Annotated in this window: 16 protein-coding genes and 1 pseudogene; 12 read left to right on the top strand and 5 right to left on the bottom strand. The window is 74.2% G+C overall.

The window, feature by feature from the left end; all coding sequences use genetic code 11:
* The 3 genes from J7I94_RS25250 to J7I94_RS25240 all read left to right on the top strand — a co-directional run.
* Positions 1-1167 (top strand): protein phosphatase 2C domain-containing protein (locus tag J7I94_RS25250; protein WP_374198415.1); only part of this gene is annotated, 1167 nt, incomplete at its 5' end.
* Positions 1168-1195: 28 nt separating this feature from the next.
* Entirely contained in the window at positions 1196-2941 is a 1746-nt protein-coding gene (locus J7I94_RS25245) for a pyruvate dehydrogenase (RefSeq protein ID WP_215170335.1), read from the top strand.
* Positions 2942-3276: 335 nt separating this feature from the next.
* A complete protein-coding gene (locus J7I94_RS25240; RefSeq protein ID WP_251075709.1) occupies positions 3277-3669 on the top strand; it encodes an ATP-binding protein in 393 nt (130 codons plus the stop codon).
* Positions 3670-3759: 90 nt separating this feature from the next.
* Here J7I94_RS25240 and J7I94_RS25235 read toward each other — a convergent pair whose 3' ends face one another.
* Complete coding sequence (locus J7I94_RS25235) at positions 3760-4806, bottom strand: DUF2637 domain-containing protein (RefSeq protein ID WP_215170333.1); 1047 nt, start codon at positions 4804-4806, stop codon at positions 3760-3762.
* A gap of 328 nt (positions 4807-5134) precedes the next feature.
* Positions 5135-5980 (bottom strand): (2Fe-2S)-binding protein, encoded by an 846-nt coding sequence (locus J7I94_RS25230; RefSeq protein ID WP_215170331.1) that lies wholly within the window; start codon positions 5978-5980, stop codon positions 5135-5137.
* Positions 5981-6157: 177 nt separating this feature from the next.
* On the opposite strand from J7I94_RS25230, the gene J7I94_RS25225 reads away from it, so the two are divergent.
* Positions 6158-6952, top strand: coding sequence for a GntR family transcriptional regulator (locus J7I94_RS25225; RefSeq protein WP_308114694.1), 795 nt, complete (start codon positions 6158-6160; stop codon positions 6950-6952).
* Positions 6953-7227: 275 nt separating this feature from the next.
* Positions 7228-7932 carry a hypothetical protein gene (locus J7I94_RS25220; protein WP_308114693.1) on the top strand — a complete coding sequence of 235 codons (705 nt, stop codon included), beginning with the start codon at positions 7228-7230 and terminating at the stop codon, positions 7930-7932.
* Between the two features lie 492 nt (positions 7933-8424).
* On the opposite strand, the gene J7I94_RS25215 is transcribed toward J7I94_RS25220, so the two are convergent.
* Positions 8425-9207, bottom strand: a complete 783-nt coding sequence (locus J7I94_RS25215; RefSeq protein ID WP_215170330.1) for a hypothetical protein — start codon at positions 9205-9207, stop codon at positions 8425-8427.
* 135 nt (positions 9208-9342) lie between these two features.
* On the bottom strand, positions 9343-11037 hold the full coding sequence (locus J7I94_RS25210) for a PucR family transcriptional regulator ligand-binding domain-containing protein (RefSeq protein WP_215170328.1): 1695 nt from the start codon (positions 11035-11037) through the stop codon (positions 9343-9345).
* Between the two features lie 310 nt (positions 11038-11347).
* On the opposite strand from J7I94_RS25210, the gene J7I94_RS25205 reads away from it, so the two are divergent.
* The 5 genes and pseudogenes from J7I94_RS25205 (at position 11348) to J7I94_RS25185 (ending at position 17840) form a co-directional block, all read left to right on the top strand.
* Positions 11348-12235: a xanthine dehydrogenase family protein subunit M gene (locus J7I94_RS25205; protein WP_215170326.1), complete on the top strand. Its 888-nt coding sequence runs from the start codon at positions 11348-11350 to the stop codon at positions 12233-12235.
* The gene (locus J7I94_RS25200) at positions 12235-12714 is read left to right on the top strand and encodes a (2Fe-2S)-binding protein (protein ID WP_215170325.1); all 480 of its coding nucleotides are present in this window, start codon (positions 12235-12237) and stop codon (positions 12712-12714) included. Before J7I94_RS25205 ends, J7I94_RS25200 begins: the two co-directional genes overlap by 1 nt.
* 2 nt (positions 12715-12716) lie before the next feature.
* Complete coding sequence (locus J7I94_RS25195; protein WP_215170323.1) at positions 12717-15110, top strand: xanthine dehydrogenase family protein molybdopterin-binding subunit; 2394 nt, start codon at positions 12717-12719, stop codon at positions 15108-15110.
* A gap of 72 nt (positions 15111-15182) precedes the next feature.
* Positions 15183-16639 (top strand): annotated as a pseudogene (locus J7I94_RS25190) (NCS2 family permease).
* Positions 16640-16691: 52 nt separating this feature from the next.
* A complete protein-coding gene (locus tag J7I94_RS25185) occupies positions 16692-17840 on the top strand; it encodes an XdhC family protein (protein WP_215170321.1) in 1149 nt (382 codons plus the stop codon).
* Here the strand turns inward: J7I94_RS25185 and J7I94_RS25180 are convergent.
* The gene (locus J7I94_RS25180) at positions 17804-18490 is read right to left on the bottom strand and encodes a DUF2848 domain-containing protein (RefSeq protein ID WP_215170319.1); all 687 of its coding nucleotides are present in this window, start codon (positions 18488-18490) and stop codon (positions 17804-17806) included. The genes J7I94_RS25185 and J7I94_RS25180 overlap by 37 nt on opposite strands.
* Positions 18491-18629: 139 nt before the next feature.
* Between J7I94_RS25180 and J7I94_RS25175 the strand changes: the two genes are divergently transcribed.
* Entirely contained in the window at positions 18630-19964 is a 1335-nt protein-coding gene (locus J7I94_RS25175; RefSeq protein ID WP_215170317.1) for an MFS transporter, read from the top strand.
* Between the two features lie 52 nt (positions 19965-20016).
* Positions 20017-20808 (top strand): carbon-nitrogen hydrolase family protein, encoded by a 792-nt coding sequence (locus tag J7I94_RS25170; RefSeq protein ID WP_215170315.1) that lies wholly within the window; start codon positions 20017-20019, stop codon positions 20806-20808.
* Positions 20809-21056 lie beyond the last annotated feature (248 nt).

Raw genomic sequence — 21056 nt, 5'->3', positions numbered from 1 at the left:
ACCTCACCCCCACCCCCGCTCCCCGCGAACTGGCCCCCGGCCCACCGCGACGACACGCCCCCCGCGGCCATCGAGCCCCGAGCCGCGACGGACGGGGTGCCACCGACTCCCGCGGGCCCGGCGTCCGGCCAGACCGGCCGGCTCCGTCGGCCCGGTCGCCCCCGGCGTCCCGACCGCCCCTCCGCAGGGGAAGCGGAGTACGTGGGTGTGGGCCCGCCCACCTACGACCCCGAGCCCGCCGCCCTGCCGCCCGCCGACCCGGACGCCCTCGGTGACCTGGTCGCCGACACCGTGCTGGACGGCGCCCGGTACGGGTCCTGCACGCTGCGGGCGCTGTCCGTGCGCGGGGACTCCGCGCGCTACCGGGGGGACCCGCGCCGCGACGCGCTGCTCACCGCCCGCTTCGGGACGGGCGACGACGCCCTGGTCCTGGTCGCGATGGCCACCGGTGCCCGTGCCGCGACCGGCGCCCACCGCGCCGCCGCCGAGCTGTGCCGCTGGATCGGCCGGGCCGTGGGCCGCAGCCACGTCCGGCTGGCCGAGGACCTGCGGGCCGCCCGCCGCGGTGAGCTGAAGTCCGGACTGCGCCGCCTCACCGACCGCTCCCTGGGCCGGCTCCGGGCCAGCGCCACCGAGCAGGGCCTGACGCCGGAGGAGTACGCGGCCGGACTGCGCTGTCTGCTGCTGCCCGCCGACCCCGGCTGCCGTACCCGGGTGTTCTTCGGCGTCGGCGCGGGCGGGCTGCTCCGGCTGCGGGACGGGACCTGGCAGGACATAGAGCCCCGGCCCGCCGACCTCGCCGGCGAACCCGTGGTCGGGTTCGGTTCGCCCCCCGCCGGGGCGGCCCCCGAGATCCCCGACGGCGACCGGCTCACCATGGACCTCGGCATCACCGCGCCGCCGGGCCCGCACGGCGAGCCGGGCGCCGGGCCGTCCCGCCGGCCCTTCCGGTTCCGGGCCTCCGTCGCCCGCCCGGGTGATGTGCTGCTGCTGTGCACCGAGGGTCTGGCGGACCCCCTGCGGGGCGAGGCCGCCCTCCGCGACCACCTTGCCGGACGGTGGTCCGGCCGCACCCCGCCCGGCCTGGCCGGCTTCCTGGCCGACGCCGGCACCCGGGTCAAGGGGTACGCCGACGACCGTACGGCCGCCGCCGTGTGGGAGGCATGAACGGGGCCTTTGTGCCTACATGGACAGCATGGCCAAACAGAAGAACGTCGCCGAACAGTTCGTCGACATCCTCGTCCGCGCCGGAGTGGAACGCCTCTACGGCGTCGTCGGCGACAGCCTCAACCCGGTCGTGGACGCCGTGCGCCGCCACTCCGGCATCGACTGGGTGCACGTACGGCACGAGGAGACCGCCGCCTTCGCGGCCGGCGCCGAGGCGCAGATCACCGGCAAGCTCGCCGCCTGCGCCGGTTCCTGCGGCCCCGGCAACCTGCACCTGATCAACGGCCTGTACGACGCCCACCGCTCCATGGCCCCCGTGCTCGCCCTGGCCTCGCACATCCCCTCCAGCGAGATCGGCCTCGGCTACTTCCAGGAGACCCACCCCGACCACCTCTTCCGCGAGTGCAGCCACTACTGCGAGATGGTCTCCAGCCCGAAGCAGATGCCCCGGCTGCTGGACACCGCCATCCAGAACGCCGTCGGCCGTTCCGGCGTCAGCGTCGTCACCCTGCCCGGTGACATCGCCGGCGAGCCGGCCCCCGAGGCCGCCGTCGAGACCGCCCTCGTCACCTCCCGGCCCACCGTCCGTCCCGGCGACGAGGTGATCGACCGGCTGGTGAAGCTGATCGACGACGCCGACAAGGTCACCCTCTTCTGCGGCAGCGGCACGGCGGGCGCGCACGCCGAGGTGATGGAGTTCGCCGGGAAGATCAAGAGCCCGGTCGGGCACGCCCTGCGCGGCAAGGAATGGATCCAGTACGACAATCCGTACGACGTCGGGATGAGCGGTCTGCTCGGGTACGGCGCCGCCTACGAGGCCACCCACGAGTGCGACCTGCTGATCCTGCTCGGCACGGACTTCCCGTACAACGCCTTCCTGCCCGACGACGTCAGGATCGCCCAGATCGACGTCCGGCCGGAGCACCTGGGCCGCCGGTCCAAGCTGGACCTGGCGGTGTGGGGCGACGCGCGGGAGACCCTGCGGTGTCTGATCCCGCGGGTCAGGGAGAAGAAGAACCGCAAGTTCCTCGACCGGATGCTGAAGAAGCACGCGGACGCCCTGGAGGGCGTGGTCAAGGCGTACACCCGCAAGGTCGACAAGCACGTACCGATCCACCCGGAGTACGTGGCCGCCGTACTGGACGAGGTCGCCGACGACGACGCGGTGTTCACCATCGACACCGGGATGTGCAACGTCTGGGGCGCCCGGTACATCTCGCCCAACGGGCGGCGCCGGATCATCGGATCGTTCTCGCACGGCTCGATGGCCAACGCGCTGCCGATGGCGATCGGGGCCCAGTTCACTGACCGCAAGCGGCAGGTCGTGTCGATGTCCGGCGACGGCGGGTTCTCCATGCTGATGGGCGACTTCCTCACCCTCGTCCAGTACGACCTGCCGGTGAAGGTCGTGCTGTTCGACAACTCCTCGCTGGGGATGGTGGAGTTGGAGATGCTGGTCGCCGGGCTGCCCTCGCACGGCACGGCCAACAAGAACCCCGACTTCGCCGCCGTCGCCGAGGCCTGCGGCGCCTACGGGGTGCGGGTGGAGAAGCCCAAGGACCTCGCGGGCGCCCTGAAGGCGGCGTTCAAGCACAAGGGCCCGGCCCTCGTCGACGTCGTCACCGACCCCAACGCCCTGTCCATCCCGCCGAAGATCAGCGCCGACATGGTGACCGGGTTCGCCCTGTCCGCCTCCAAGATCGTCCTGGACGGCGGCGTCGGCCGCATGCTCCAGATGGCCCGCTCCAACCTGCGCAACCTGCCGCGTCCTTAGGCCAGCGGTCCCCGCGAGCAATGGTGTTCGGCCATTTCCTGGCCGAACACCGGATACGGCCGGTCACCGGGGGGTCCGGATGACTGCCCGGCCCGCCACTGGGCATGGAATCTCGTGAACGTGTTCGAGTGCGAGGGAAGAGCGGTACCGGAACGCGGGCGGGGGACATGGAGCGGCAGGCGCACAGGGGCGGGCCCGTGGCGGTGGGGACCCGCCCGGTGGACGAAGCGGCGGAAGAGAACGACGACAAGGCCGGCGGGAAGAACGGCGGGGAGAGCGGCGAGCAGGCCGGCGGGAAGAACGGCGAGCAGGTCGGCGAGAAGGCCGGCGACGCAATGGACGGGGCGTCTCGGATCAGGTGCCGGCTCCGGCGGTGCGACCTGGGGGCGGTCCCCGAAGCGCGCCGGGCGCTGCGGGAGCTGCTGCGGCACTGGGGGCGGCCGGACCGGTCGGAGGTCGCGGAACTGCTCGCCAGCGAACTGGTCACCAACGCGCTGGTCCACACCGACCGCGATGCCGTCCTGACCGCCACCGTGGGCCCCCGGGCGCTGCGGGTGGAGGTACGGGACTTGGTGTCCCGGTGGCCCCGGCCGCGCGCCGTGGACGCCGGCGACAGCACCAGCGGCCGGGGCCTGCTGCTGGTCCAGTCCCTCGCCGACGCCTGGGGGGTGCGGGCGCACGCCGTGGGGAAGTCGGTGTGGTTCGAACTGGACGCCGGGCCTGCCTGAGTCCCCAAGGCGGCGGGAACGCCGAAGGGGCGTGGCCCGCAGGCCACGCCCCTTCGGCACCGGCGCACCGGCGTCCCGGTGTCCCGGTGTCTAACCGAACTGCTGCTCAAGGTCCTTGAGCTTGCGCTCCAGGGAGTCCAGCCGCGGCAGCGCCTGGGTGTCGTCCTCCGCGGTGAGGTCCACGGTGACCGGGTCACTCGCGCCGCGTACGGGCTGCAACGAGGGAAGGCGGCGTGCGGGCAGTTGCTCCAAAGGCGCTATGGCAGGCTCCGCGGAGGCTTGATCGGAGCCCCGCTCCACGGCCTGCACCTCGACCTCGACCTGGCGTCCGCCACGGCCGGGGAAGCCGCGGTGGCCCCGGCTGATCGCCTTCAGCTGCGCCCGCTCCAGGCGGCCGTGCTCGCGCTGGCGCCGCTTCTCCTCGTCCTTCTTGCGCTTGTCGTCGCGCACCTCCTCGACCGCCTCGTCCAGGCTGCGCACGCCCTCCAGGAGCATCAGCGACCAGGCGCCGTAGGTCTCCCGGGGAGCGCGCAGCCAGCGGACGATACGGATCTGCGGCAGCGGACGGGGCACGAGGCCCTGCTCGCGCAGCGCGGCCCGGCGGGTCTGCTTCAGCGCCCGGTCGAACAGCACCGCCGCCGACAGGGACATGCCCGCGAAGAAGTGCGGGGCGCCCGCGTGGCCCGCGCCCCGGGGGGCGTGCACCCAGTTGAACCAGGCCGCCGCCAGCGCGAACGTCCACACGAGTATGCGGGAGCCGAGCGCCGCGTCACCGTGGCTGGCCTCGCGGACCGCGAGGACGGAGCAGAACATCGCCGCACCGTCGAGGCCGAACGGGACCAGGTACTGCCAGCCGCCGCTCAGACCGAGGTTCTGCTCGCCGAACCCGACCAGACCGTGGAAGGAGAGCGCCGCCGCGACCGCGGCACAGCAGAAGAGGAGGATGTAGGAGAAGGTGCCGTACAGGGCCTCCTTGCGCCTGCGACGCTCCTCGGCCCGCTCCCACGAGTCGTCCGCGCTCGCGTCCTTCCCCGAGGAGCGCTTGCCGCGCGCGAGCACCGCCACCGCCGCAAGCATGCCCAGGAGCAGTACGGCGCCCGGAAGCAGCCAGTTCAGCGATATGTCGGTCAGTCTCATCTAGGGGTCCCTTGCATTGGGATAGGGCGTAACGCCCGCCATAGTGGCCCAACTCCGCCTGCCCTCAAGGGTTTTCGGGGCAAGAGGCCGCCAAGGGAGTGCGTGGGGACGGTCCGGGGCGGCGTCTGGCTCGAACTGGCGCTGGAGGGGCGAGAGTTGAGTTCGAACAAGAATACCCGCACGGGTGGTTCCGTGGAAACTTCCTGCAACCCATGAGGAAGGTGTGAATGGGCGTGGCGGTACGGGTGTCACCCGCGCGGACGATCTTAAGCGACGGCCGGTGCGCCCGTGTCCGACGGGGTGCCCGCCGGGCCCGGCGGAGGCGGCGTCAGCCCGCTTCGGCGAGGAGCTTGCCGACGCGGTCCGCCTCGGGGGTGCGCGGGCAGGCGGCGCAGGTGTCCTCGGGGCGCAGGGTGTAGAACATGCAGCAGCTCGCCCGGTCCCGGGTGGGCAGCGACTCGCCGTTCGGTCCGGTCAGCTCCCGGAACGCCGCCGTGCCGACGTACGGCCGGGTCGCCCCCGGCAGCAGCAGCTCCAGTTCGCGGCGGGCCCGGTCGCGCTCGCCGAGCAGATGGGCGACGTACCACAGGCCCTCCACGACCTCGTCGGTCGCCATGCCCCACAGGGCCCGGCCGCGCCGGCGCATCCGGGGGCCGAAACCGGCCAGCAGCGGTGTCAGGTGGTCCGCGACCGAGGCCCGCACCTCGGCCCGCAGCGCCTCCTCGTCGGCGACGACGCGGGCGCCGGGCAGCGCGGCGGCCGGGTCGCCGGGCAGGCAGGCGAAGCCGTCCGGGCGGACGGCCATGCGGCCCAGCGGCAGCTCCTCGGCGGTGCGGTCGTAGGCGACGCGCGTCACGGGCAGGCGGGGGACCCGGCAGTGCAGGAACCAGGGCACCGTGATCAGCAGACAGGCCGGCCAGGCGTACCGGTGCAGACCGAAGGTGGCGACCACGTCCGGCCGCGCCCGCTGCCCGTAGTCCCGTACCACCTGTGCCTCGTCCCAGGCCAGGAACGCGTCCAGGGCGGTCCCGCCCTCCGCGAGCGCGGCGGCCGTGACCCAGCCCCCGCCCTCGGGCAGCGGCTCCCCGGGGGCCTGCTCCACGGCGGCGAACGAGGGCAGCACCTCGGACAGGCGGGCGTAGGCGTCCGCGACGGACGAACGGGGCACGGGCATGCGGAACCACCGATCCACGTCGGTCGAACGGGCTATCTACAGGTAAGCCTAACCTTACCCATGATCCTCCGGATTTGAACTGGCGTGATGTACCCCTAGGGTGCTTGACGGACGAGTGACAACCCGCCGTAATGACCTCAAGTACCGACACGTCCCCAGGAGGACCCCGTGGACCCCGTGAGGGAGGGCGCGCAGAGCTCCGCCGAGACGGGGACCCCCGCCGTACGGCCGGCGCAGGCGGCCCGGATGCCGGGGCCGGCCGCCGTACGCGGTGAGCACACGCACGCCGAGACGCCGCTGCCCCGCCCGCGTCCCCGGCCCCTCGTCCAGCGGTCCTCCGTGCGCGGGCAGGTCCTGGACGCCCTGCGCACCGCGCTGGCCGCGGGCGAGCTGCGGCCCGGAGAGGTCTACTCGGCGCCCGCGCTCGGCGAGCGGTTCGGAGTGTCGGCCACCCCCGTGCGGGAGGCGATGCAGCAGCTCGCGCAGGAGGGCGCCGTCGAGGTCGTGCCGAACCGGGGCTTCCGGGTCGTCGAGCGGGGCGCCCGCGAACTGGCCGAACTGGCCGAGATCCGCGCGCTGCTCGAGGCCCCGGTCCTGCTGCGGCTGTCCCGCACGGTGCCCGCCGAACGCTGGGCGGAGCTGCGCCCGCTGGCCGAGGCGACCGTCCGGGCCGCCTCCTCGGGCACCCGCGCCGGCTATGCCGAGGCCGACCGCGCCTTCCACCGCGCGGTGCTGGCGCTGGCCGGCAACGAGCAGCTCGTCCGGATCGCCGAGGACCTGCACCGCCGGGCGCAGTGGCCGCCGGCCGGCGGCCCCGCCCCGCGCGGCCGGGCCGACCTGATCGCCGACGCGCACCAGCACACGGCGCTGCTGGACGCGCTGATCGCCGGGGACCGGGACCTGGTGCGGACCCTGGTGGGGGAGCACTTCGCGACGGAGGGCGGAGCGGGCGGGCTCGGCGGGCCGGTCTGAGGACGTCCTCCGACGGGGTGTCACCGACCGGCGCGACGGCGGTCGTCCGCCCAGTGGGACCGGAGTCCGCCGTGCGCCGTGCACCGCGGCGCGTCCCGCCGTGGATGCCGCGTACCGGGCCGAATGGGGCCCGCGCCCGATGGGCGGGCGGGGCCGGGCCGGTCACGCTGGAGGGTGCGCGGGCCGCCGACGCGCGCCGCCCTGCCCGCCCCGTACCGGCGCCGGTGTCCGGGACCAGCCCCGGTGCCGGCGCGACGCCCCCGCGAGGAGGAACCGTGGCCGGTGACCCCCACCGCCCCCTTGCCCCGAACACCCCGGGCACCCCGGACACCCCGGACACCCCGGAAACCCCGGGCACCCCGGACACCAGCAATACTTCGGACACCCCGAACAGCCCGTACACCCCGCGCCCCCTGAAGAGCCCGTACGTCCCGTTGTGGCGCCGGTGGCGCAACCCGCTGCGGCGCCGTACCGACCGGCTCCGGACCGGGCTGGGCCTCGCCCTGCTGCTCGTCGTGCCGGCGGCCCTGCCTCCGGCCATGACCTGGGCGGCCGACCGCGCCCACCGGCACTTCAGCGCCACCGCCGAGCACCAGGAACGCGTCCGGCACCGCACCACGGCCGTCCTCGTCGACGCCGCCCCGCGCTCCCCGGCGCCCCGCCCGGTCCAGGCCGAGGTCCGCTACGTGGGTTTGGACGGCGGTACGCGGACCGCCCGGACCGCCGTCGAACCGGGGCTGCCCGCGCGGAGCACGGTCCCGGTCTGGGTCACCGCGGACGGGCGGCTCACCGAACCGCCGATGTCCACGGACGAGATCCGCAGCCGCACCGCGGGCTGGGCCCTGGTCGCCGCCCTGGCCGTCGCCGGCACCGGCGCCGCGGCGTACGGCGTCGGGGCCCTGCTGCTCCAGCGGCGCAACCTGGCCGCCTGGGAGGCGGAATGGGCCGGCACGGCTGCACGACGGCCGACGCCGCCGTGAGGGTCGCCGCGCCTTGAGGGACACCGCCCTTGTGGGCGGCCTGTGTGGGGCGCCGCGCCCGTGAGAGGTGCCCCCTCGTGAGGCGCCCCACCGCGCTCGTGAGAGGCGCTGCCCTCGTGAGGCGTGCCCCGCTCCCAAGGGGTGCTGCTCCCTGTGCGTGCATCGCGCCCGTGCCCGGCCGACGCCCCCGATAGGCGCACTGTCCCCGTGGGGGGCGCCGCGCTCGTGAGAGGCGCTGCCCTCGTGAGGCGTACCCCGCCCGGAAGGGGTGCTGCTCCCTGTGCGGTGCACCGCGCCCGTGCCCGGCCGACGCCCCGTGGTGCGCCCCCGGTGAGGCGCACCCTCCCGGTGAGGCGCACCGCGCCCGCGAGGGGCACACCGCGCCCGCGACCGGCCGGCGCTCCCGTGAGGGCCCCCGGAGAGGCACCACGGGCCGTGAGAGGCGCCGCCCCCGTGAGCCACGCCGCCCCGTGAGCCACGCCGCCCCGCGCGTCAAGCCGTGGCCGCCCCCGGCGCCGGGGGGCTCAGTTGCTGGGCCAGCCAGGTCGGGACGCCGCCGAGGAGGCGGAACAGGCGGCGGGCCTCCTCGCGCAGGCGGGACGCCTCCGGTTCCGGTTCCGTCTCCGCCAGGGAGGCCAGCGCCGGGGCCGTGCCGACGAGGTACCCCAGCTCCTCCCGGATCCGCAGGGACTCGGTGAAACCGTGCCGGGCCTCGGCCAGTTCACCGTCCCGCAGGGCCAGCCCGGCCAGGTGCCGCCAGGTGAACGACAGCAGCAGCGGATCGGCGTGCGCGGTGGCCCCGGCGTGCGCCCGCCGGTAGGCGGCCCGCGCGGCCTGCGGAGAGCCGGTCAGGTTCTCCGCGAGCAGTCCGCGCCGGAAGTCGAGGAGGGCCCGCCCCGGCGCGCCGGGCGCGATCAGCGCCGCCGCCCGGCCCAGCGCAGCCCGCGCCTCGTCGGCCCGGTCCCGCACCCCGTGCAGCGTCGCCGCGTACGCGAGCTGTCCGCGTTCGCAGGCGGCGGCCCCGCGCTCGTCGTCGCTGTCCGCCAGCGCCTCCGCCGTGCGCAGCGCGTCCTCCGCCTCCGCCCAGCCCTGCTCGGTGTACAGGCACCGCTCCACCAGCAGCGCGGCCCGCTGGAGCGCGGAGGCGGGGGTGACCGGCTGCAACAGGGCGGCCGCGTCGGCCCAGCAGGCCCGTGAGCGCAGCCGCCACACGGCGGTCCCGAGCGGATCGTCACTGGCGGTGGATCCCGTACCGGACATGGCGGAGTGCGCCACGTTGCCCTCCCTAGCACGCCGTCGAGCCCGAGTGGTGGCCGCATCTCAGCACGGAACGAGGGGCCCGGCCAAGAGGGTGGGTGAAGGATTTCACAAAGTCGTGGGACTCCGGGGTGGGCGGTTCGGCCCGGCCGGTCAGCTCATCCGCAGTGCCAGGAAGAAATCCAGCTTGTCCTCCAGGCGCGACAGGTCACGTACCGTCAACTGCTCGATCCGCCCGACGCGGTACCGCAGCGTGTTGACGTGCAGGTGCAGCCGGGCCGCGCAGCGCGTCCAGGAACCGTCCGACGCCAGGAACGCCTCCAGCGTCGGGATCAGCTCGGCGCGGTGGCGCCGGTCGTACTCCCGCAGGGGGTCCAGGAGCCGGGCGGTGAAGGCCCGGCGCACGTCGTCGGGGACGAAGGGGAGGAGGAGTACGTGCGAGGCGAGTTCCTGGTGGCCGGCCGCGCAGACCCGGCCGGGCCGCGCCGCCGCCACCCGCCGGGCGTGCCGCGCCTCCTCCAGCGCGCCGCGCAGCCCCTCCGCCGAGTGCACGGCCGCGCTCACCCCGACCGTGACCCGCCCGTCGTCGTCCAGCCCGGCCGACAGGGGTTCCCGTACGGCATCGAGGAGCGCTTCGGCGACGACGCCCGCCTCGCCGCCGTCGTGCTCCCGGGCGACCGCCGGCAGCGGTACGAGGGCGACGGCCTCGTCGCCGACGTGCGCGACGGCGATCCGGTCGGAGTGCTCGGGCCCGGGGACACGCGGGTCGACCAGGATCTCCTCCAGCAGTGCCTGGGCGAGCGCGCCGGTGCCGCTCTCCGGCCCGGCCGGACCCTCCCACTCCACCCGCGCCACGACCACCTGCCAGTGCGGGGCGGCGCCGAGGCCCGGCAGCAGTACCGGCGCCGCGACCCGCAGCCGGGCCGCGATCTCGGCGGGCGCGGCGCCCGACTGGACCAGTTCGAGGATCTCCTGCGCCAGGCGCCGCCGGACCGTGCGGGCGGCCTCCCGGCGGTCCCGTTCGACGGCTATCAGCTGGGTGACGCCGTGCAGCAGGTCGAGCCGCTCCTCCGCCCAGTCCCCGGCGTCCGCCTCGACGGCCAGCAGCCACTCGGACAGCACCGCCTCCCGTGCGTCGGGGGCGTCCTGCGGAGCCCGGCCGGGCCGGGGCCCGCCACCGCGTACCGGGAAGAGGCTGTACGCGGTCGGGCCGACCTGTACGCGGTGCGGAGCGCGCCGCCCGGCGCGCGTGGCCGCCAGGTGCTCCGCCGCGAGCCGCGCGCGCACCTCGCCGGGGAGCGCGGACCCCGCCGTCTTCGCGCCCGCGACCTGCCGTCCGGTCGGCGACAGCACCCAGGCCCGCAGGTCCAGGTCGGTGCCGAGCAGTTCCAGGACGACGTCCGGGCCGCCGCCCGCCGGACCGGAGGTCATCATCCGGCGGTGCCGGTCGACGACGGCCGCGAGGTCCCCGGCGCGTTCCCCGGAGACCTGTCGCACCACGTGCTCGGTGATCGTCGCGAACGCCACCGACTCGTGGACCGCGAACAGCGGCAGCCGGTGCCGGGCGCACGCCACCACCAGGTCCTCCGGCACGCTGCCCAGCTCCGCCTCCCCGGCGGCGAGCGCGGCCACCCCGTTCTGCACCAGGATGTGGACGAACGGGTCGGAGTCCGCGGCGTCGCGCCGCCAGGCCAGCCCGGTCAGGACCAGCTCGCCGCCGGAGAGGTAGCGGCTCGGGTCCCGCAGGTCGGTGGTCATCACGCCGCGCACCGCACGGTCCAGCTCGTGCTCGCCGCCGAGCAGCTTGAGGCCCAGCGCGTCGGTGTCCAGCAGTGCGCGCAGCCGCATTCGAGTCGCCGCCGTTCTCTGTCTCGTGTGTCTCGAAGGGGGTGTTCCAGGTCACGCCGATGGGTCGCGCGTTTCCACAGGAAATCGGGGAGGTTACGGAAGACCTCTGTTCATACGAATCTACAAGATGACCACCCTGGCCAGCTAACTCCTTCATGGTTTCTGCGACTGACACAGGCGGAGCACAGGGCTGTGTACTGGGGCCACTCCACGTGAACAGCGCATGAACGAGCCCGGACCGCCGCACCCGGTGTGGCTCGATCCGTACGACCCACACGTACGACCCACACGACGAAGAAGAGAGCCGTTCATGGACTTCCTTCGCCCCGCCGGCTGGGAGGAGGCGCTCGCCGCCAAGGCCGCGCACCCCACCGCCGTACCGATCGCGGGAGGCACCGATGTGATGGTCGAGATCAACTTCGACCACCGCAGGCCCGAGTACCTGATGGACCTCGGCCGCGTCGCCGAGCTGAGCGAGTGGGAGGTGGGCGACCGGAGCGTGCGGCTCGGCGCCTCCGTCCCCTATACGAAGATCATGGAGTACCTGCGGGCCGAACTGCCGGGTCTCGCCCTGGCCGCGCACACCGTCGCCTCGCCGCAGATCCGCAACCGCGGCTCCGTCGGCGGCAACCTCGGCACCGCCTCCCCGGCCGGCGACGCCCACCCGGCGCTGCTCGCCGCCGGCGCCGAGGTCGAGGCCGTCTCGGTGCGCGGCACCCGCATGATCCCCATCGACGACTTCTACACCGGCGTGAAGCGCAACGCGCTCGCGCCCGACGAGCTGATCCGCGCCGTGCACGTGAAGAAGGCGGACGGACCGCAGCAGTTCTCCAAGGTCGGCACCCGCAACGCCATGGTCATCGCGGTCTGCGCGTTCGGTCTCGCGCTGCACCCGGAGACCCGGACGGTGCGCACGGGCATCGGCTCGGCCGCGCCGACGCCGGTCCGGGCGACGGCCGCCGAGGAGTTCCTCGACGCGGCACTGGAGGAGGGCGGCTTCTGGGACTCGGGGAAGACCATCACCCCGGCCGTGGCCCGCCAGTTCGCCCAGTTGTGCTCCGCAGCCTGCAACCCCATCGACGACGTACGCGGCACCGCGGCCTACCGCCGGCACGCGGTCGGCGTCATGGCCCGCCGGACGCTGACCTGGACCTGGGAGTCGTACCGCACCGCCGCACGGAAAGGAGAGGCCGCCTGATGCGCGTCAACCTCACCGTCAACGGACGACCCCAGCGGGCCGACGACGTCTGGGAGGGCGAGTCCCTCCTCTACGTCCTGCGCGAGCGGCTCGGCCTGCCCGGCTCCAAGAACGCCTGCGAGCAGGGCGAGTGCGGCTCCTGCACCGTCCGCCTGGACGGCGTGCCGGTCTGCTCCTGCCTGGTCGCCGCCGGACAGGCGGAGGGCCGCGAGGTCGTCACCGTCGAGGGCCTGGCGGACGGCACCGGGCTCGCCCCGATCCAGCAGGCGTTCATCGACGCCGGCGCCGTCCAGTGCGGCTTCTGCACGCCCGGTCTGCTGGTCGCCGCCGACGAGATGCTGGAGCGCAACCCCGACCCGGACGACGCCGACATCCGCGAGGCGCTCTCGGGCAACCTGTGCCGCTGCACGGGCTACGAGAAGATCATGGACGCGGTCCGCCTGGCCGCCGCCCGCCGCTCCGCGTCCGAGGGGGTCTGACCATGGCGTTCCCCACCGGCGTGCCCACCAAGCTCACCCAGGGCTCGGGGACCAGGGGCGGCATCGGCGAGTCCACGCTCCGCCCGGACGGCACCCTCAAGGTCACCGGGGAGTTCGCCTACTCGTCCGACCTGTGGCACGAGGACATGCTCTGGGGCCAGATCCTGCGCTCCACGGTCGCGCACGCCGAGATCGTCTCCATCGACACCAGCCAGGCCCTCGCCCTGCCCGGCGTGTACGCCGTCATGACCTACGACGACCTGCCCACCGGCGTACGCCACTACGGCCTGGAGATCCAGGACACCCCCGTCCTCGCCCACGGCCGGGTCCGCCACCACGGCGAACCGGTCGCGATCGTCGCCGCCGACCACCCGGAGACCGCCCGCCGGGCCGCCGCCAGGATCAGGGTCGAGTACCGGGAACTGCCGGTCGTCACCGACGAGGCGTCCGCGACCGCCCCGGACGCGATCCTGATCCACGAGAACCGCACCGACCACCACGCCGGCCACGTCCCGCACCCCAACATCGTGCACCGCCAGCCCATCGTGCGCGGCGACGTGGCGGCGGCCCGCGCGCGGGCCGACGTGATCGTCACCGGCGAGTACACCTTCGGCATGCAGGACCAGGCGTTCCTCGGCCCCGAGTCCGGCCTCGCCGTCCCCGAGGAGGACGGCGGCGTCCACCTCTACATCGCCACCCAGTGGCTCCACTCCGACCTGCGCCAGATCGCGCCCGTGCTCGGCCTGCCCGAGGACAAGGTGCGGATGACGCTGGCCGGCGTCGGCGGCGCGTTCGGCGGGCGCGAGGACCTGTCGATGCAGATCCACGCCTGTCTGCTGGCCCTGCGGACCGGCAAGCCGGTGAAGATCGTCTACAACCGTTTCGAGTCCTTCTTCGGCCACGTCCACCGCCACCCCGCCAAGCTCGCCTACGAGCACGGCGCCACCCGCGACGGCAGGCTCACCCACGTCACGGCCCGGATCGTGCTGGACGGCGGCGCCTACGCCTCCGCCTCCCCGGCGGTCGTCGGCAACGCCGCCTCGCTGGGTGTCGGACCGTACGCCGTCGACGACGTCGACATCGAGGCCGTCGCCCTCTACACCAACAACCCGCCCTGCGGCGCGATGCGCGGCTTCGGCGCGGTCCAGGCGTGCTTCGCCTACGAGGCGCAGATGGACAAGGTGGCCAGGGAACTCGGCCTGGACCCGGTGGAGTTCCGGCAGCGCAACGCCATGGAGCAGGGCACCCTCCTGCCGACCGGCCAGCCCGTCGACTCTCCCGCCCCGGTCGCCGAACTGCTGCGCCGCGTCAAGGCGAGGCCGATGCCACCGGAGCGCCAGTGGGAGTCCAGCGAGGGCACCGACGTACGGCACCTGCCCGGCGGCCTGTCCAACACCACCCACGGGGAAGGCGTCGTGCGGGGGGTCGGGTACGCGGTCGGCATCAAGAACGTCGGCTTCTCCGAGGGGTTCGACGACTACTCGACCGCGCGGGTGCGGATGGAGGTCGTCGGCGGTGAGCCGGTGGCCACCGTGCACACGGCCATGGCGGAGGTCGGGCAGGGCGGTGTCACCGTGCACGCGCAGATCGCCCGTACCGAGCTGGGGGTCGCCCAGGTGACGATCCACCCGGCCGACACCCGGGTGGGGAGCGCCGGTTCGACCTCCGCGTCCCGGCAGACGTACGTCACCGGCGGCGCGGTCAAGAACGCCTGCGAACTGGTCCGGGAGAAGGTGCTGGAGATCGGGCGCCGCAAGTTCGGCTCGTACCACCCCGCGTGGGCCACCGCCGACCTGCTGCTGGAGGACGGCAAGGTCGTCACCGACGGCGGCGAGGCGCTGGCCGGCCTGGCGGAGGTCCTCGACGGCGAGGTGGTGGAGGTCGAGCGGGAGTGGCGGCACCGGCCGACCGAGCCCTTCGACCTGCGCACCGGGCAGGGCAACGGCCATGTCCAGTACTCCTTCGCCGCGCACCGCGCCGTCGTCGAGGTCGACACCGAACTGGGCCTGGTGAAGGTGGTCGAGCTGGCCTGCGCCCAGGACGTCGGCAAGGCGCTCAACCCGCTCTCCGTGGCCGGCCAGATCCAGGGCGGCACCACGCAGGGCCTGGGCATCGCCGTGATGGAGGAGATCGTCGTCGACCCCGAGACGGCCAAGGTCAGGAACCCCTCCTTCACGGACTACCTGATCCCCACCATCCTCGACACCCCGACCATCCCGGTCGACGTGCTCGAACTCGCCGACGAGCACGCCCCGTACGGGCTGCGCGGCGTCGGCGAGGCGCCCACCCTGTCGTCCACCCCGGCCGTCCTCGCGGCGATCCGGAACGCGACGGGGCTGACGCTCGACCGGACTCCGGTACGGCCGGAACACCTCACCGGCACCGACCGTACGTGACCACCTGTTCGTCTCGGGCCGTCCCCCGGGCCGCACACGTCCCAGTACCTGTGAAACTCGGGAGACGGCACCATGACCCACCCGTCAGCGGAGCCCACGACCACCGCCGAGGACGCGGGCGCGGGTTCCCGCGTCCCGGCCGGACGGTCGTGGCTCGACCGGTACTTCCACATGTCCCGGCGGGGATCGACCGTCGCGCGCGAGATCCGCGGCGGCGTCACCACCTTCATGGCGATGGCGTACATCCTCCTGCTCAACCCCCTGATCCTGTCCGGTGAGGACGCGGCCGGGAACACGCTCGCCGCCAAGGCCCTGATCACCGCGACCGCGTTCGCGGCGGCCCTCACCACCCTGCTGATGGGCCTCGTCGGCAAGGTCCCCTCGCGCTCGCCGCCGGCCTGTCCGTCTCCGGCGTCCTCGCCTCGCAGGTCGCCCCCGTGATGACCTGGCCGCAGGCGATGGGCATGTGCGTGATCTACGGCGTGGTCATCATGCTGCTCGCCGTCACCGGCCTGCGTGAGATGATCATGAACGCGATCCCGCTGCCGCTCAAGCACGGCATCACCATGGGGATCGGCCTGTTCATCGCCCTCATCGGCCTCTACAAGTCCGGCTTCGTCCACCAGGGCGAGACCACCCCGCTCAGCCTCGGCCCGGCGGGGCAGCTCACCGGCTGGCCGGTGCTGCTCTTCGCCGGGACCCTGCTGCTGATCATCGTGCTCCAGGCCCGGAACACCCCCGGCGCCCTCCTGATCGGCATCGTCGGCGGCACGGTGGCCGCCGCGGTGCTCAACGCCGCCGGGGTCGTCGACCCGGGGCAGTGGGCGAACGGCGCCCCCGAGCTGCACGGCGGCGCGCTCTCCCTGCCGGACTTCTCGCTCTTCGGCGCCGTCGCGTTCGGCGGCTGGGGCGAGGCCGGCGCGATGACCGTCGGCGTGATCGTGTTCACCCTCGTCCTCGCCGGGTTCTTCGACGCGATGGCGACCATCATCGGCGTCGGCACCGAGGCGAAGCTCGCCGACGACCAGGGGCGGATGCCGGGCCTGTCCAAGGCGCTGTTCATCGACGGCGCCGGGGGAGCGGTCGGCGGCCTGGCGGGCGGCAGCGGCCAGACGGTGTTCGTCGAGTCCGCCACCGGCGTCGGCGAGGGCGCCCGTACCGGCCTCGCCTCGGTCGTCACCGGCGCCCTCTTCGCGGCGTGCCTGTTCTTCACCCCGCTCACCGCGCTGGTGCCGCAGGAGGTCGCGTCGGCGGCGCTGGTGGTCATCGGCGCCATGATGCTGGCGCACGCCCGGCACGTGGACTGGGCGGACCGGGCGAGCGCGGTGCCGGTCTTCCTGACCGTGGTGCTGATGCCGTTCACCTACACCATCACGACCGGGGTCGCCGCCGGCGTCATCGCGTACACCGCGATCAAGACCGCGCGGGGCAGGGCGCGGGAGGCCGGACCCTTCATGTGGGTGCTGACCGGCGTCTTCCTCGTCTGGTTCGCGCTCGCCCCGATCGAGACCTGGCTGGGCGTGCGGTAGCCGCAGCCAGGGAACCCGTTCATCCGTCCCCGATCCCCGAGGAGACCGACAGATGCTGGACATCGCCGAACCGCTGCACCGGTGGGTCGAGCAGGGACGCGACTTCGCCGTCGCCACCGTGGTGGCCGTCAGCGGCAGCGCGCCCCGCCGGCCCGGCGCCGCCCTCGCGGTGGACACCGAGGGCACGGCGGTCGGGTCGGTCTCCGGGGGCTGTGTGGAGGGCGCCGTCTACGAGCTGTGCCGGCGGGCGCTGGCGGACGGCGAGAGCGTGGTCGAACGGTTCGGGTACAGCGACGCGGACGCCTTCGCGGTCGGGCTGACCTGCGGCGGCGTCATCGACATCCTGGTCACGCCGGTACGGGCGGACGACCCCGTCCGCCCGGTGCTCGCCGTCGCGGCCCGCGGGGAGGCGGCGGCCCTGGCCCGGGTCGTCGCCGGCCCCGGGGACCTGGTGGGCCGCGCGCTCGCCGTCCGCCCCGACGGCACCCGGTACGGCGGCCTCGGCGCCCACCCCGAACTGGACCGCACGGTCGCCGCCGAGGCCGGCGCCTTCCTGGACGCCGGCCGCACCGGCACCGTGGAGATAGGCGCGGAGGGCTCCCGGTGCGGGGCGCCGCTGACCGTGCTGGTGGAGTCCTCCGTGCCGCCGCCGCGGATGATCGTCTTCGGCGCGATCGACTTCGCCGCCGCGCTGGTGCGGGCCGGGAAGTTCCTCGGCTACCGGGTCACCGTCTGCGACGCCCGGCCCGTCTTCGCCACCGAGGCCCGCTTCCCCGACGCCGACGAGGTCGTCGTCGCCTGGCCGCACGCGTACCTGGAGCGGACGGACGTCGACGCCCGTACCGTCCTGTGCGTCCTCACCCACGACGCCAAGTTCGACGTACCGCTGCTGGAGCGGGCGCTGCGGCTGCCGGTGGCGTACATCGGCGCGATGGGCTCGCGCCGCACCCACCTGGACCGTGAGGCGCGGCTGCGCGCGGCCGGGGTGACCCGCCGGGAACTGGCCCGGCTCAGGTCCCCCATCGGCCTCGACCTCGGCGCCCGCACCCCCGAGGAGACGGCGCTGTCCATCGCCGCCGAGATCGTCGCCGCCCGGCGCGGCGGCACGGGCGTCCCGCTGACCGGGGCGCACACCCCGATCCACCACGACGGGACGCCGCTGCCTCACCCGATCGGGGCCGGCATCGGCACCACGTCGTAGGACAGCGAGATGGTGTCCCCGGTCGCCGGGTCGCCCAGCTCCACCCGCCAGGCGTCGGCGAACTGGTCCACCTCGGCGGCCATCGGGATGGTCCCGGAGATCAGCACCGTGCCCGGCACCAGCTCGCCCCGCTCCCGCAGCACCCCGGCCCAGTAGGCGGGGGTCAGCAGCTCGGCCAGCGTGCCGTTCTGGATCTGCGTCTCCTCGCCGCCGTGGCCCACCCACGCCCGCAGCGTCAGCCGGTCGAGCCGCTCCTCCACGTCCGCCAGCCGCCACGCCCGCCGGGCCAGCACGTCCGGGCCCGCGTTCTTGCTCCAGGCCACCCCGTGCACCTCCAGCTCCCGGTCGGTGTGGTCGCAGGCGGCGGTCAGCAGCAGCTCCCCGCCGTCCGCCACGACCAGCGCCCACTCCGCCTCGCCGGAGGTCCGGCCGTGCTGCGCGGGCACCGCGGTGGTCTGCTGCGCGAGGTAGGGCGAGACCGGGTAGAGGGCGGGGGTGACGGACGGCGCGGGCACGCCCAGCTCCGCCAGCTCGGCGACGTGCGCGGCGACGTCGTCCTGGCTGCGCCCGGCGTACCCGGCGTTGAGCAGCAGCCGGACGTCCACCTCGCGGGTGGTTCCGTCGGGCAGCTCGAAGGTCAGCACGGCCATGGGGTCTCCAAACGTAGGCGGGTTCGGGGTTTCGAGTGGGTTAACTTGCCGCGAGGGGCTTGCGCATACGACCTGTATACAAGAAGTATGCCGGAAGGTCCACGTACGTTGGACGGCACTCGAAGCAAGGACAGGAAGCATGCACGACACCCGGCCGGACGGTTCCGGCATCCGCCGCGCCTTCTTCGCCAGCCTCACCGGCACCGCCCTGGAGTGGTACGACTTCGCCGTCTACTCCGCCGCGGCGGCCCTGGTCTTCGGCGACCTCTTCTTCCCCTCCGAGGACCCGCTGACCGGCACCCTGCTGGCCTTCTCCACGTACGCCGTGGGCTATGTCTCCCGGCCGCTGGGCGGCATCGTCTTCGGCCGGCTCGGCGACGTCATCGGCCGCAAGAAGGTGCTGATCGCCACGCTGGTGCTGATCGGCGCCGCCACCTTCCTGATCGGCGTGCTGCCCGCCTACTCCACGATCGGCGTGGCCGCCCCCATCGCCCTGGTCCTGCTGCGGTTCGCGCAGGGCGTGGGCGTCGGCGGCGAGTGGGGCGGCGCGGTACTGCTGTCCAGCGAGTTCGGCGACCCGAAGAAGCGCGGCTTCTACGCCTCCGCCGCCCAGGTCGGCCCGCCCGCCGGCAACCTGCTCGCCAACGGCGTGCTCGCCGCGCTCGGCGCGCTGCTCACCGAGGACCAGTTCACCGACTGGGGCTGGCGGGTGGCGTTCCTGGTGTCGGCGGCGCTGGTGGGCTTCGGGCTGTGGATCCGGGCCAAGCTGGAGGAGACGCCGGTCTTCAAGGCGATGGAGGCCGAGCAGGACCGGCCGCAGGCGCCGGTGCGCGAGGTGTTCACCACCCAGCCCCGGGCGCTGACCGCCGCCATCCTCAGCCGGGTCGCCCCCGACGTGCTGTACGCGATGTTCACCGTCTTCGTCCTCACCTACGCCACCGACGAACTGGACATGTCCCGCGGCTCCGCCCTCACCGCCGTACTGATCGGCTCCGCCCTCCAGATCGTCCTCATCCCGCTGGCCGGCGCCCTCACCGACCGGGTCAACCGGCGGCTGGTCTACGGGGTGTCGGCCGTCGGCGCGGGCATCTGGCCGTTCGTCTTCTTCCCGATGGTGGGCGGCGGTTCCTGGCCGCTGCTCGCCCTCGGCGTCGTGGTCGCCCTCGTCCTGCACTCCCTGATGTACGGTCCCCAGGCCGCCTTCATCGCCGAGCAGTTCTCGCCGCGCCTGCGCTACACCGGCTCCTCCCTGGCGTACACGCTGGCCGGGGTGATCGGCGGGGCGGTGGCGCCGCTGCTGTTCACCGCGCTGCTGGGCGCCTTCGACAGCTGGGTGCCGCTGGCCGGGTACATCGCGCTCACGGCGGTGGTCACGGTCGTGGGCCTCGCCCTGGGCCGGGACGCCGACACCGCCGAGCACGAGGACGCGACCCTCGTGGAGCAGGCGCGGGACCACGCGCCCGCCGCACAGTGAACCCGTACCGCATCCTGTACAGCCGTACCCCCGACGAAGGGACACCGCACCCATGCGTATCGCACTGAGCCAGCTCACCACCGGCACCGATCCGGCGCGGAACCTGGAGCTGATCGAGCGGGAGACGCGGCGGGCCGCCGAGGCCGGCGCGCGGGTCGTGGTCTTCCCGGAGGCGTCGATGATCTGCTTCGGCACCTCGCTGAAGCCGGTCGCCGAACCGCTGGACGGCCCCTGGGCCGACGGCCTCCGCAAGATCGCGGCGGCCTCGGAGACCGTCGTGGTGGCCGGCATGTTCACCCCCGCGCCGGACGGCCGGGTCACCAACACGCTCCTGGCCACCGGCCCCGGCGTCGAGGCGTCCTACGACAAGATCCACCTCTACGACGCGTTCGGCTTCGCCGAGTCGGACACGGTGGCGCCCGGCTCACGGGTCGTCACCATCGATGTGGACGGCGTCCGGCTCGGCCTCGCGACCTGCTACGACGTCCGTTTCCCGGAGCTGTTCCGGGCGCACGCCGACGCGGGCGCGGTCGCGACGCTGCTGGCCGCGTCCTGGGGAGCGGGGCCGGGCAAGCGGGAGCAGTGGGAGCTGCTGGTGCGGGCCCGCGCGCTGGACGCCACGCTGTTCGTCGCCGCCGTCGACCAGGCCGACCCGGAGGCGAGCGGCACGCCGGTGCCGCCGAAGGCGCCCACCGGCATCGGGTACAGCCTGGTGGCCGGTCCGGACGGCACGGTGCGGGGTGCGGCGGGCGCGGGGCCTGAGCTGGTCGTGGCCGACCTGGATCCGGCGGAGGTGGGGGCGGTGCGGGAGAAGATCTCGGTGCTGGCGAACCGGCGGCTGTGAGGCCGGTTCGGCCGGGTGCGGGGCGCGGGGCGCGGGGCGCGGGGTGCCGGATGTCGGCTGCGGGTCCGTCGTGGCTTGTCGCGCGGTTCCCCGCGCCCCTTCGGGGCGCCTCGCCCGCAGCCGGCAACCAGGGCCTGTCGTTTGGATCAGGACGCGGGACATCGGCGGGACTTGTCCATGCCGGTGAGCGGGGTCTGGTGCGTGCGGCTGCAAGGCGGAGGAGGGAGTCGACGCGATGGGGGTCCCCC

Source organism: Streptomyces sp. ISL-12 (assembly GCF_018614415.1).
GTDB lineage: Bacteria > Actinomycetota > Actinomycetes > Streptomycetales > Streptomycetaceae > Streptomyces.
Note: the sequence above shows the minus strand (reverse complement) of the source record. Positions and strands in the feature narration are given on the sequence as shown.

Excerpts from the sequence above, each read along its gene's own strand:
- J7I94_RS25235 (WP_215170333.1), bottom strand. The coding sequence starts at position 4,806 with ATGAGACTGACCGACATATCGCTGAACTGGCTGCTTCCGGGCGCCGTA.
- J7I94_RS25240 (WP_251075709.1), top strand. The coding sequence starts at position 3,277 with ATGGACGGGGCGTCTCGGATCAGGTGCCGGCTCCGGCGGTGCGACCTG.
- J7I94_RS25205 (WP_215170326.1), top strand. The coding sequence starts at position 11,348 with ATGGACTTCCTTCGCCCCGCCGGCTGGGAGGAGGCGCTCGCCGCCAAG.
- J7I94_RS25180 (WP_215170319.1), bottom strand. The coding sequence starts at position 18,490 with ATGGCCGTGCTGACCTTCGAGCTGCCCGACGGAACCACCCGCGAGGTG.
- J7I94_RS25185 (WP_215170321.1), top strand. The coding sequence starts at position 16,692 with ATGCTGGACATCGCCGAACCGCTGCACCGGTGGGTCGAGCAGGGACGC.
- J7I94_RS25195 (WP_215170323.1), top strand. The coding sequence starts at position 12,717 with ATGGCGTTCCCCACCGGCGTGCCCACCAAGCTCACCCAGGGCTCGGGG.
- J7I94_RS25175 (WP_215170317.1), top strand. The coding sequence starts at position 18,630 with ATGCACGACACCCGGCCGGACGGTTCCGGCATCCGCCGCGCCTTCTTC.
- J7I94_RS25245 (WP_215170335.1), top strand. The coding sequence starts at position 1,196 with ATGGCCAAACAGAAGAACGTCGCCGAACAGTTCGTCGACATCCTCGTC.
- J7I94_RS25230 (WP_215170331.1), bottom strand. The coding sequence starts at position 5,980 with ATGCCCGTGCCCCGTTCGTCCGTCGCGGACGCCTACGCCCGCCTGTCC.
- J7I94_RS25210 (WP_215170328.1), bottom strand. The coding sequence starts at position 11,037 with ATGCGGCTGCGCGCACTGCTGGACACCGACGCGCTGGGCCTCAAGCTG.
- J7I94_RS25200 (WP_215170325.1), top strand. The coding sequence starts at position 12,235 with ATGCGCGTCAACCTCACCGTCAACGGACGACCCCAGCGGGCCGACGAC.
- J7I94_RS25170 (WP_215170315.1), top strand. The coding sequence starts at position 20,017 with ATGCGTATCGCACTGAGCCAGCTCACCACCGGCACCGATCCGGCGCGG.